Raw genomic sequence first — 12,155 nt, 5'->3', positions numbered from 1 at the left:
CCGGTGGGCCTCGGACCACGCGTGTTCGGCCTCGGCCAGTTCCGGCACGACGAAGCGCCCGGCGGCCAGGGGATCCGCGCTGACCTGCCACCAGCAGCCCATGGTTTCGCCTCCGCGCAAAACAGTTACGGTCCTACGGGACCGCGGCCGAGGATTCCCGGCATGCCCACCTACCGAGACGTGTTCCGCGTGCCGCAGTTCGCGGGCTCCCTCGCGTCCGGGCTCCGGCGCGACGCCCGGCGCGGGGCGCGGGTGTCCGGCGCGGGCCCGGCCCTCACCCCGCCGGCCAGGCCCTGGCTAGTCGCCCCCGCCTCCTCCGTCGCCCCCGCCGTCACCACCGGAGTCCCCGCCGTCCGTGCCCCAGCCGTCGCCGCCTCCGGGTTCGTTGTCGTCGCCGCCGTTGCCGAGGTTGCTGAACCAGGGGCGGTCCCACGCCGTGTCGTCGGCCATCGGCTCGGCTCCGGACGCGTAGCCGTCCGGACGGAACCGGGCGATGCCGGTGGTGTCGCCCACGCCGAAGGCGACGGCGAAGGCGTGGGCCATCACCGCGTCCAGGGGGTCGTTGCTCTCGTGGTGGACCGGCGACAGCGGCAGCAGTACCCGGCCCGGCTCGCGAGCCGGGCGGCGCGGGGGGCGGCCCAGCAGGGCGACGCGCCGGTCGCCGCGCAGGAGCCAGGAGCTCGTCGCGTTCTCCCGCCGCAGCGCCCAGTGCGCTCCCGGCAGCCGTACCTCCACCGTGCTTCTGGACTTGCGCAGCTTCTTCCTGAGCGTGAGTTCGGCCCTGGTGTCCCCGACGGTCAGGCAGAGTCCCTGGGACGGGTCGGGGTGGTCGCGCCGGAAGCCGTGGGGCGCGCGGATCCGCACGGCGGGAGCGTCCGGCCCCCACACGTCCACGCGCACCAGCCGCCGGTCCACGGCCACCGCGACAGGCCCGACGGGGCCCTGCGCGATCCTCCGCGCGATCCACAGCGGTACGCCCTCGGCGTCGGCCCGGGCCGCCAGGGCGGCCACCTGCCCGGGCCCGCCGCACCTGCGTACGGCCAGCTCCCCGAGCGCGCGGGCGAACGAGGCAGCCTGACGCACCTTCACCGGAGAGGCCGTTCCCGTCACACGGGTCACGGGAACGGCCCCGGGACCGTCCGGCAGGCCGTCCAGCGGGCGCAGCGTCCCGCCGCCGCCCAGCCAGAGCCCGCGCCGGTACGCCTCGGCCATCGCGCCGAGGTTCAGCTCGTCCAGCGGCGTGGCCTTGCAGCCTCGCCGGTACTGCTCCTCGGTCAGTTCCACGGTCCGCCCCAGCGGATTCCACGACCGCTCGCCGTACAGCACCAGGCTCACGGCACCCCCCGTACGTCTGTGTGCCGGCAGAGATCACACCCTCACACACCCGTCCTCCGGACCGGGCGCCGGGCCCCGCTCAGCCGAGACCGATCTCCAGCAGCGGCAGTTCGCGTCCCGGGATCGAGCCGGACGGGGTGGCGCCGATCCGCTCCGCGCCCATCGCGGTGTAGAAGGGCTCGGCGTTCGGATCGGCGTCGATGGTGAGCCGAACGAAGCCGAGTCCGCGGGCATGCGCCAGGGTCTGTTCGAACAGGAGCCGGCCCGTACCCCGGCCGATGGCGTCCGGCTCGACGAACATCATGCCGAGCGATCCGGTGGGTGGCTCCCCGGCGAGGGTGGTGAAGCCCAGCACGCGGCCGTCGTCCTCCGCGACCAGCACGCGGCCGCCCGTCAGCTCACCGGGCCGGACCGTCAGTTCGTCACGGCAGGCGGCCATGAACGCCTCGTCGTAACCCCAGTGCGCCTTGGACCGCAGGGCCAGCGCGGTCAGTGCGGCCGCCTCCTCGGGGCGCCCCTGGCGTACGTGCGTCACCGGCCCCGCCCCGCTCCCACGGCGGCCGAGGTCACCACGTCGGCGAAGCGGTGGGCCACGGTGCGCCAGACGGCGGTGGCGGCCGGCTCGTCGCTCAGGGCTCGGGCGTGCAGCACCTCAGGGGCGGGGGCGCCGTGCCGGGAGAGCCGGGCGGGATCCCACCGGAGGACACCCGCTGCCGTCGCCTCCGGATGGAACTGCGTGCCCCACGCCGAGGGACCGACACGGAAGGCCTGGTAGGGGCAGTCGTCGCCGCGCACCAGCCAGTGGGCGCCGGGAGGCAGCGCGGTGACGGCGTCCACGTGGTTCTCGACGGCACGGGGGTGCGCGGGCAGCCTGTGGAACAGCGGGTCGTCGCCGGCCTCCGGGCGCAGACCGAGCCGGGTGCTGCCGAACTCGGGCGTTCCGTACTCCCCGCGCACCTCGCCGCCGGCGACCTGGGCGAGCATCTGGCCACCGAGGCAGATCCCGAAGAACGGGGTCCGCCCGGCGAGGGCCTGGCGCACGAGCGCGCGGGTCGCGGGAAGCCACGGCGCGCGGGCGTCGTCGTCGGGCAGGTAGCCGCCGCCGAGGACGACGAACGCCGGGTGTTCCAGCCGGTCCGGGAGCGGCGCGCCCTCGTGGGCCGGGACCACGCGGACCGCGACGCCGCGCTCCTCCAGCCAGCCCTTCCAGTGGCCGGGACCGTCTCCGGGGCCGTTCTGGATCACCAGTGCCGTGGCCGCTGCCGCCGTGCCGCCCATCCGTACCCCCACGCCGTCCTCCGCCCGCCGGTGTGCGGGCCAGCCTACGCACGGGCCGCGGATGCCGACGTCCGGCGGGGCGACCGGCGACCGGCGACCGGTCCAGGACCGTCGGCTGATCACTTCCGAGCACTCCTCCTGCTAGCCTGCAATTGCGCATTACTTGCAATAACAAACAGGCAGCAGCTGGAGGGTTCGAACCCATGGCCACGTACACGCTTCCGGAACTTCCGTACGACTACGCGGCGCTCGAACCGGTCATCGACCCGCAGATCATCGAGCTCCACCACGACAAGCACCACGCGGCGTACGTCAAGGGTGCGAACGACACCCTGGAGCAGCTGGAGGAGGCCCGCGAAAAGGCGGCCTGGGGTGCGGTCAACGGCCTGCAGAAGAACCTGGCGTTCCACCTCTCCGGCCACATCCTGCACTCGATCTACTGGCACAACATGACCGGTGACGGCGGCGGCGAGCCCCTCGCGGCGGACGGCGTCGGCGACCTGGCGGACGCGATCGCCGAGTCCTTCGGCTCGTACGCCGGTTTCAGGTCGCAGCTGACGAAGGCCGCCGCGACCACGCAGGGCTCCGGCTGGGGCGTCCTCGCCTACGAGCCGGTCAGCGGCAGGCTGATCGTCGAGCAGGTCTACGACCACCAGGGCAACGTCGGTCAGGGCTCGGTCCCGATCCTGGTCTTCGACGCCTGGGAGCACGCCTTCTACCTGCAGTACAAGAACCAGAAGGTGGACTTCGTCGAGGCGATGTGGCGCGTCGTCAACTGGCAGGACGTGGCCAGGCGCTACGCCGCCGCCAAGGAGCGCGCGGACGTACTGCTGCTGGCCCCCTGACGGACCTGAGGCGTCCTGCCTCGTGATCGTCTTCTCAGCCTTCACCCGGCAGGCGGATGGACGGAGAACCCCCGCGAGGACATGACTCGCGGGGGTTCTCCCATGGGCGGGCCGGGGCTCGGGTCAGGAGGACGGAGTCGGTGCGCCATGGTCCGTGACCGCAGCCGGCACGGACAGATCATGAACGACGCTTCGCACGGCGGGCCGTACCCGCGGTCCCCCGCGGCACGTGTCCGGCATGCCGCGGGCCGGCCTCCCGCGTCCTTGCGGCGCCGGTGCGAGAATGACGGGGTGACGGACAGCGGGCGGCAGACGGACCGGGGCCTGGAACGGGCCGTCCTGGAACTGCTGGATCAGCGCGGACCGGGCGCGACGATCTGCCCCTCCGACGCCGCGCGAGCGGTGTACGAGGGGGAGGGTGACGGCTGGCGTGCGCTCATGGATCCGGTCCGCCGCGCGGCCGGACGCCTCGTCGAGGCGGGCGAGGTGGAGATCACCCAGGGCGGCCGGCCCGTCGAGCCGGCGGAGGCCCGCGGTCCGATCCGCATCCGCCGGGTCCGCTGACGCCGGGACCCGGGGCGGTACGGCCCCGGGCCCGGGAGCCGCACCGCCCGATGGGGATCAGTCGAAGACGGGGCCCTGCGTGCGGGTCCGCTTGATCTCGTAGAAGCCGGGGATCGACGCCACGAGGAGCGTGCCGTCCCAGAGCTTCGCGGCCTCCTCGCCCTTGGGGGCGGGGGTGACGACCGGGCCGAAGAAGGCGATCTGCTCGCCGTCGGCGCCGGGCACGGCGATGACCGGGGTGCCGACGTCCTGGCCGACCTTGTCGATGCCCTCCTGGTGGGAGGCGCGCAGCTCCTTGTCGTACGCGTCGGAGTCGGCGTACTCCAGGAGCTCGGCCGGCAGCCCGACGTCCGCCAGCGCACCGGCGATCGCCTCGCGGGTGGGGCCCTCGCCATTGTTGTGGATGCGGGTGCCCAGGGCCGTGTACAGCGGGCCGACGATGTCGTCGCCGTGCTTCTGCTGGGCGGCGACGACGACCCTGACGGGCGCCCATGCCTGGGTGCGCATCATGTCCTGGTATTCCTCGGGCAGCTCGTCGAGCCTGGGCTCGTTGAGGACGGCCAGGCTCATCACGTGCCAGCGCACCTCCACGTCACGGACCTTCTCCACCTCCAGCATCCAGCGGGAGGTCATCCAGGCCCAGGGACAGAGCGGATCGAACCAGAAATCGGCCGGGACCTTGCCGCCGGCCGTGCTGTTCTCGGGCATGTCTCTCCTCATGAGGTCGGTCTGGCACCTGTCTGCCGGAACACCGGTGGGCCCTCCCGCCATTCCCGTGCACCGGCTCCGACGGCCTCGTGGGAGGATCAAAGGTCTTCGAATGAGACACATGAGACACGAAGGAGTGCTCCGTGCCCGGTGAGAACCTGTCCCGCGACGAGGCCCGCGAGAGGGCCGAGCTGCTGACCGTCGACGGTTACGAGGTCGCCCTCGACCTCCGCTCCGCCGTCGGCGAGCCCGACGGGGGCGACGATGCCGGCCCGCGCACCTTCCGCTCGCAGACCACGATCCGCTTCCGCTCCGCCCGTGCCGGGGCCTCGACCTTCGCGGATCTGCTGGCGCCGTCCGTGAACGCCGTGACGCTGAACGGCAGGGACCTGGACCCCGGAACCGTCTTCGACGGCACCCGCATCACGCTGGAGGACCTCGCCGGCGGTGAGAACGTCCTGGTGGTCGACGCGCAGTGCGCCTACAGCCGGACCGGCGAGGGCATGCACCGCTTCGTCGACCCGGAGGACGGCGAGGTCTACCTGTACACGCAGTACGAGCCGGCCGACGCACGGCGCGTGTTCGCCAACTTCGAGCAGCCCGACCTCAAGGCGCCCTACCGCTTCGAGGTGACGGCGCCCGAGGGCTGGCGGGTGTGGAGCAACGGCGCGGAGGAGGCGCGGGACGGCGAGGTCCACCGGTTCGCGGAGACCCTGCCTATCTCGACGTACATCACCGCGGTCGTCGCGGGCCCGTACCACTACGTGAGCGACCTCTACACCCGTACGTCCGACGACGGAGAGAAGCTGGAGATCCCCCTCGGCGCGATGTGCCGGAAGGGGCTCGCGCGCCACTTCGACGCGGACGACGTCTTCCTCGTCACGAAGCAGGGCCTGGACTTCTTCCACGACCACTTCGACTATCCCTACCCCTTCGGGAAGTACGACCAGGCGTTCGTGCCGGAGTACAACCTCGGGGCGATGGAGAATCCGGGCCTCGTCACCTTCCGCGAGGAGTACATCTACCGCGGCAAGGTCACCTCGGCGTCCTACGAGCGCCGCGCCAACGTGATCCTGCACGAGATGGCGCACATGTGGTTCGGCGACCTGGTCACCATGCAGTGGTGGGACGACCTGTGGCTGAAGGAGTCCTTCGCCGACTTCATGGGGACGTTCTCGATGGTGGAGGCGACCCGCTTCACCAACGGCTGGATCACCTTCGCCAACAACCGCAAGGCGTGGGCCTACCGCGCCGACCAGCTGCCGTCCACGCACCCGGTCACGGCCGACATCCGTGACCTGGAGGACGCCAAGCTGAACTTCGACGGCATCACGTACGCGAAGGGCGCCTCGGTCCTCAAGCAGCTCGTGGCGTACGTGGGCCGGGACGCGTTCCTGGAGGGGGCGCGCCGCTACTTCAAGCGGCACGCGTTCGGCAACACGCAGCTGGGAGACCTCCTCTCGGTGCTGGCCGAGACGTCCGGCCGCGACATGACGGCCTGGTCGCGCGCCTGGCTGCAGACGGCGGGGGTCAACGTCCTGACGCCGGTCGTGACGTACGACGGCCAGGGCCGGATCGCGGAGCTCGCCGTGACCCAGGAGGCAGCCGCCTCGCACCCGGAGCTGCGTCCGCACCGGGTCGCGGTGGGCCTGTACCGGCTCTCCCCGGAGGGCGGGCTGGTGCGGTTCGCCCGGGCCGAGACCGATGTCGCCGGGGAGCGGAGCGTGGTCGCGGAGCTGGCCGGGTCCGAGAAGCCGGACCTGGTCCTGGTCAACGACGACGACCTCACCTTCTGCAAGGTCCGCTTCGACGAGGGGTCCCTGGCCACCCTCCGTGAGCACCTCGGGGACATCACCGACCCGCTGGCACGGGCGCTGTGCTGGTCCGCGCTGTGGAACCTGACGCGGGACGCCCTGCTGCCGGCCCGGGACTTCGTGTCCCTGGTGCTGTCCTTCGCCGGCCGCGAGTCGGACATCGGTGTCCTGCAGATGCTGCACGCCTGGGCGCAGTCGGCCCTGGTGCACTACGCCGCGCCGGCCTGGCGCGAGGAGGGCGGCCGGGCGCTCGCCGAGGGCGCGCTGGCGGAGCTGCGGCGCGCCGAGCCCGGCAGTCAGCACCAGCTGACGTGGGCCAGGTTCTTCGCCGCCGTCGCGGCGTCGGACGCGGACTTCCAGCTGCTGGGCGGACTGCTCGACGGCTCCGCGGTGATCGAGGGCCTGGACGTCGACCAGGAGCTGCGGTGGGCGTTCCTGTCGCCGCTGGCCTCGCACGGCAGGGCCGACGAGGCCGCCCTGGACGCCGAACTCGCCCGTGACGACACGGCGTCGGGCAAGCGGCACCACGTGCGGTGCCTGGCGTCCCGCCCCTCGGAGGCGGTCAAGGCCCAGGCGTGGGCGGCGGTGGTGGAGTCCGACAAGCTGTCCAACGCGCTCGTCGGGGCGACGATCGCCGGCTTCGGGCAGCCGTCGCAGCGGGAGCTGCTGGCGCCGTACACGGCCTCGTACTTCGAGGCGATCGAGCGGGTGTGGGCGGAGCGGTCCATCCAGATCGGGATGGATGTGGTCAAGGGCCTGTTCCCCGGGCTGCAGGACGACCCCGCGACCCTGTCCGCGACGGACGCGTGGCTGACCTCGCACCCGGACGCGGCCCCGGCTCTGCGGCGACTGGTCCTGGAGGCCCGGGACGACCTGGCACGGGCGCTCCGGGGGCAGGAGCGCGACGCGACGGCGTGAGTGTCCGGCGCGCGCCCCGCACTCACGCGCAGGGCGCGCGCCCGCACAATCCGGCCCGCGACCACTCTTTTCGACAGTCGAACTTCCGTGCTTAAGTGCGATGTTGTCCTGGAATGTCGACAGGCTTGTAACACGGGTGATCAAGCCCGCGGGCTGCGGGAACCTCCCCGGCATGACCCAGAACACCCCGCTGTCCCCGCGCCCCGTCGGCGAAGCGACCCGACGCGTGCAGTCCGCCGCACAGTTGCGCGCCCGCGGCGTGACCGCCGCGCACACCGCCGCGCAGTGCCTGCCCGGCGGTCCCTGGCAGCAACTGCTCCCCAGCGTGTACCTCCTGCACCGGGGAGCGCCCACGAACGACGACCGGGTGCGCGGCGCCCTGCTGTACGCCGGACGTCCTCCAGGCGGCGCCCGCCGGGCCGTGCCCGCCCAGCACGGCCCTGGTTACGGCGAGTCGATGGTGACGGGCCTGGCGGCCCTCGCCCTGTACGGCTTCAGCTCCGCGCCCACCATGATCGCTCTGCACCGGATCGACGTCCTGGTGCCGCGCACCAGGCGGCTCCGCTCCACGCGGTTCGTCCAGGTGATCCGGTCCGCCGACCTGCCCCGGCCGCAGCGCCGGCTCGGGGTGCCTCTGGCCCCGGTCGAACGCGCCCTGGCCGACGCGGTGGCCTCGCTCACGGACGCCTCGACGGTGCGCCGGATCCTGACGGAGGCGGTGCGTGGCGGGCACTGCGAACCCGGTTCCGTCGTGCGGGAGTTGGACGACGCGAAGTTGCTGGGCCGCGCACACGTGGTGGACGCCGTCGACGCACTGCTGGTCGAGGGGCGGGCCGTGGCGGAGGGCCGGCTGTACGGGATGGTGCGGTCCCACGGCCTGCCCCAGCCACTGTGGAACGTGGAGCTGTCCCTGCCCGGCGGCGGTTTCCTGGGAGGGGTGGACGCGTACTGGCCGGAACAGGCGGTCGCCCTCGAGATCGGCACCCGCTCGCCCCGCGAGGAGCGCGTCCTCCACACCGCGGAGCGGGAGCGTCTGGAGCGGCTCGGAGTGGCGGTGGTGCGGGTGACGCCGAGGCAGCTGCGGGAGTCGGCGGCACAGCTCTCGGTGGTGTTGCGCACCGCGATGATGGCGGCCGAGGACCGCGAACCGGCCTCCTGTGTAGTGATCCTGCCACGCTGAATGGCGCGATGGCACCAGTGGCGGATCTACGCCATGTCCGTTTTCGATCCCCGTCAACTCTCCACAAAACCCTGTCTTCTGCGAAAGGCTGAGCGGTCATCGGGTACCGAATTCCGGACTCTCTCTTTCGTTCACACAACAGGGATGCTGATGACCAAGGAATCCCCCGGCTCCATACCCGGGGCGAGACGCGCGGCGCGCATAGCCGCCGCAGCCGGTCTGGCGGCCGCGCTGGCCGCCACCGGGGCGTCCCCCGTCCTCGCCGCCGACGACCCGGCCCCCTCCCCGGTGAAGCCCGCCGCCACGAGCGCGAAGGGCGACAAGCTGGGCGAGGCGGACGCCGCGGTGCTGGCGAAGGCCGAGGCCAAGGGCGAGAAGAACATCACGATGATGGTCGCCACCACCCCCGGCGCGACCGAGAAGGTCGCCGAACAGCTGGACTCCGTCAAGGGGTCCGTGCTGGGGCGGACGTACGACAAGCTCGGCTACGTCCGGGCGACCGTGCCGACCGCGACCGCCGAGGCCACCATCAAGGCGGCGCAGAAGCTCTCCTCCGTCCAGGGCATCGATCTCAAGCAGGAGATCAAGCTGGACGACCCGACGCCCGCGGGCGACCGGGTGGCCGGGGCGAAGCAGCCGAAGGCCACCGGGAGTTACGCGGCGCCGGGCAAGAACACGCCCGCGAAGAACCCGTACAACCCGTCCTTCGAGACGGGCGCGGTCGACTTCGTGAAGCAGCACCCGAAGGCAGACGGCCGCGGGATCACCATCGGCGTCCTGGACTCCGGTGTCGACCTCGGCCACCCCGCCCTCCAGAAGACCACCACCGGCGAGCGCAAGATCGTCGACTGGGTCACCGCGACCGACCCGGTCAACGACGGCGACGGCACCTGGCTGCGCATGACGGCCTCCGTGTCCGGCCCGACGTTCACCATCGGCGGCCGCACCTACTCCGCGCCGGAGGGGTCCTACAAGATCCAGCTGTTCTCCGAGGCCGCCACCAGGGGTGGCGACATGGCCGGGGACCTGAACCGGGACGGCGACACCACCGACGTCTGGGCCGTGCTGTACGACCCGGTCGCCGGCACCGCCCGCGTCGACCTGGACGACGACGCGGACTTCCGCAACGACGTCGCGATGAAGCCGTACAAGGAGAAGCAGCAGGTCGGCTACTTCGGTACGGACAACCCGGCGACGCAGATCGTCGAGCGCATCCCGTTCGTCGTGGAGACCCGCAAGGACGTCGTCTACGACGCGGCCGGCGCGAAGGCCGACTTCGTGAACATCGGCGTCATCGAGAGCGAGCACGGCACCCACGTCGCGGGCATCACCGCGGCCAACGGCCTGTTCGGCGGCAAGATGAACGGCGCGGCGCCCGGCGCCAAGGTCGTCTCCTCGCGCGCCTGCACCTGGTCCGGCGGCTGCACCAACATCGCGCTGACCGAGGGCATGATCGACCTCGTCGTGAACCGCGGTGTCGACGTCGTCAACATGTCGATCGGCGGCCTGCCGCCGCTCAACGACGGCAACAACGCGCGCGCGGAGCTCTACAAGCGCCTCATCGACATCTACGGCGTCCAGCTGGTCATCTCGGCCGGCAACGAGGGCCCGGGTGTGAACACCATCGGTGACCCCGGCCTCGCCGACCACGTCATCTCGGTGGGCGCGTCCGTCTCCAAGGAGACCTGGGCCGCCAACTACGGCTCGAACGTCACCAAGAAGTACGACATGCTGCCCTTCTCCTCGCGCGGTCCGCGTGAGGACGGCGGCTTCACACCGACCCTGACGGCTCCGGGTGCGTCGATCAACACGACGCAGACCTGGTTCCCGGGCGGTCCGGTCAAGGAGGCGGGTTACTCCCTCCCGGCCGGCTACTCCATGCTGCAGGGCACCTCGATGTCCTCGCCGCAGGCCGCCGGCGCCACGGCGCTGCTGCTGTCCGCCGCGAAGCAGAAGCACATCGAGCTGCCGCCCGCCGACCTGCGGACCGCGCTGACCAGCACCGCCACCCACATCGACGGTGTGCCCGCGCACGCCCAGGGTGCCGGTCTGATCGACATCGTCGGTGCCTGGAAGCAGATCGCGAAGCAGGGCGCCCCGGCGCACGAGTACTCGGTCAAGGCCCCGGTCGACACCGCGATCGACTTCGCGCTGAAGGACCCGGGCTTCGGCACCGGCCTGTACGACCGTGAGGGCGGCCTGAAGGCCGGTCAGAAGAAGTCGTACGACGTCACGGTCACCCGCACCACGGGTCCGGACAAGGCCGTGCAGCACAAGCTGTCGTGGAAGAACAACGACGGCACCTTCTCCCTGACGGGTTCGAGCACCGTCTCGCTGCCGCTCGGCAAGCCGGTGACCGTCAAGGTCCAGGCGAAGCCCCGCACGGCGGGCGTCCACAGCGCGATCCTGCAGGTGGACGACGCGCGGACCAGCGGCGTCGACCAGCAGATCCTCTCCACGGTGGTCGTCGCCAAGGACCTGGTGAAGCCGGGCTACTCGTTCTCGACGACCGGTTCGGTGCAGCGCAACGGCACCACGTCGTACTTCGTGAACGTGCCGGAGGGCGCCAAGACCCTCGAGGTCGCGATGAGCGCCCTGCGCTCGGGCAGCCAGACCCGGTTCATCTCCCTGCACCCCTACGGGGTCGCGGTGGAGGACAGCAGCACGATCTACTGCTACCCGAACTACGAGAACCCGGCCAACACCTGCCGCCCGGACACGCGCTCCTACACGGACCCGCAGCCGGGCGTCTGGGAGATCGAGGTCGAGTCCCGCCGTACGTCGCCGCTGCTGGACAACCCGTACAAGCTGGACGTCTCGCTGCTCGGCGCCACCTTCGACCCGGCGGTGCGGACCATCCCCGAGGCGAAGATCGGCGCTCCGGCCGCGGTGGACTGGACGGTCACCAACAACGCGGGCGACCTGGAGGGCAAGCTCAAGGGCGGTTCGCTGGGCTCGGCCGACGTCGAGCGTCCGTCGATCTCCACCGGCGTGAAGTACACCAAAACGGTCACCATCGGTGAGGGTGTCGAGAAGCTCGACGTCGCCATCGGCAACACGTCGGACGCCAACGCCGACATCGACCTGTACGTGTACAAGGGCGCCACCGAGGTCGGCACCTCGACCACGGCGGGCTCCGAGGAGTCCGTCAGCCTGGTGAAGCCGGCGGCCGGCACGTACACCGTCGTCATCGACGGCTACTCGGTCCCGGCCGGGACCACCGAGTACGACTACCGGGACGTGTACTACGCCCCGTCGCTCGGCGAGATCAAGGTCGACGAGTCGAAGGCCGTGAGCCTGGCCAACGGCGCGTCCGCCCAGGTCGGCGCCGAGGTCCTGGTCGCCGGAGCGGCTCCCGAGGGCCGTCAGTTCTTCGGCGAGGTCCAGCTGGTGAACGCCCGCGGCACCGCGGCGGGCACCGGCAGCGTCGTGATCGAGAAGGTCGCACCGTAGCCGTCACGACGGTGTGATCCGTACGACACCTCATGACTGTGGGGCGGGAGCTCTCAAGGG

At 71.7% G+C, this 12,155-nt stretch carries 9 protein-coding genes; 5 read left to right on the top strand and 4 right to left on the bottom strand.

Annotated features, from left to right (window positions below; translation table 11 throughout):
* Positions 1-297: 297 nt before the first annotated feature.
* The 3 genes from LWJ43_RS22175 to LWJ43_RS22165 all read right to left on the bottom strand — a co-directional run bounded on the left by LWJ43_RS22175 (position 298) and on the right by LWJ43_RS22165 (position 2,613).
* Positions 298-1,335, bottom strand: coding sequence for a hypothetical protein (locus LWJ43_RS22175; protein WP_277333970.1), 1,038 nt, complete (start codon positions 1,333-1,335; stop codon positions 298-300).
* Between the two features lie 79 nt (positions 1,336-1,414).
* Positions 1,415-1,870 (bottom strand): GNAT family N-acetyltransferase, encoded by a 456-nt coding sequence (locus tag LWJ43_RS22170; RefSeq protein ID WP_277333969.1) that lies wholly within the window; start codon positions 1,868-1,870, stop codon positions 1,415-1,417.
* Entirely contained in the window at positions 1,867-2,613 is a 747-nt protein-coding gene (locus tag LWJ43_RS22165) for a type 1 glutamine amidotransferase (RefSeq protein WP_277335963.1), read from the bottom strand. Before LWJ43_RS22165 ends, LWJ43_RS22170 begins: the two co-directional genes overlap by 4 nt.
* A gap of 203 nt (positions 2,614-2,816) precedes the next feature.
* Between LWJ43_RS22165 and LWJ43_RS22160 the strand changes: the two genes are divergently transcribed.
* On the top strand, positions 2,817-3,458 hold the full coding sequence (locus tag LWJ43_RS22160; RefSeq protein ID WP_277333968.1) for a superoxide dismutase: 642 nt from the start codon (positions 2,817-2,819) through the stop codon (positions 3,456-3,458).
* Positions 3,459-3,749: 291 nt separating this feature from the next.
* Positions 3,750-4,022: a DUF3253 domain-containing protein gene (locus LWJ43_RS22155; protein WP_277333967.1), complete on the top strand. Its 273-nt coding sequence runs from the start codon at positions 3,750-3,752 to the stop codon at positions 4,020-4,022.
* Positions 4,023-4,079: 57 nt separating this feature from the next.
* Here LWJ43_RS22155 and LWJ43_RS22150 read toward each other — a convergent pair whose 3' ends face one another.
* The gene (locus tag LWJ43_RS22150) at positions 4,080-4,730 is read right to left on the bottom strand and encodes a mycothiol-dependent nitroreductase Rv2466c family protein (RefSeq protein ID WP_277333966.1); all 651 of its coding nucleotides are present in this window, start codon (positions 4,728-4,730) and stop codon (positions 4,080-4,082) included.
* A 143-nt stretch (positions 4,731-4,873) separates the two neighbouring features.
* Here LWJ43_RS22150 and pepN point away from each other — a divergent pair, with 143 nt between their 5' ends.
* The 3 genes from pepN (at position 4,874) to LWJ43_RS22135 (ending at position 12,095) form a co-directional block, all read left to right on the top strand.
* Complete coding sequence (gene pepN, locus LWJ43_RS22145; protein WP_277333965.1) at positions 4,874-7,462, top strand: aminopeptidase N; 2,589 nt, start codon at positions 4,874-4,876, stop codon at positions 7,460-7,462.
* Positions 7,463-7,634: 172 nt separating this feature from the next.
* Entirely contained in the window at positions 7,635-8,642 is a 1,008-nt protein-coding gene (locus LWJ43_RS22140) for a hypothetical protein (protein WP_277333964.1), read from the top strand.
* Between the two features lie 144 nt (positions 8,643-8,786).
* Complete coding sequence (locus LWJ43_RS22135; RefSeq protein WP_277333963.1) at positions 8,787-12,095, top strand: S8 family serine peptidase; 3,309 nt, start codon at positions 8,787-8,789, stop codon at positions 12,093-12,095.
* Positions 12,096-12,155: the final 60 nt, after the last annotated feature.

This window comes from Streptomyces sp. JH34 (assembly GCF_029428875.1).
Taxonomy (GTDB): Bacteria; Actinomycetota; Actinomycetes; order Streptomycetales; family Streptomycetaceae; genus Streptomyces.
The sequence above is the reverse complement of the archived record's forward strand: the minus strand, read 5'-3'. Positions and strand labels throughout refer to the sequence as shown.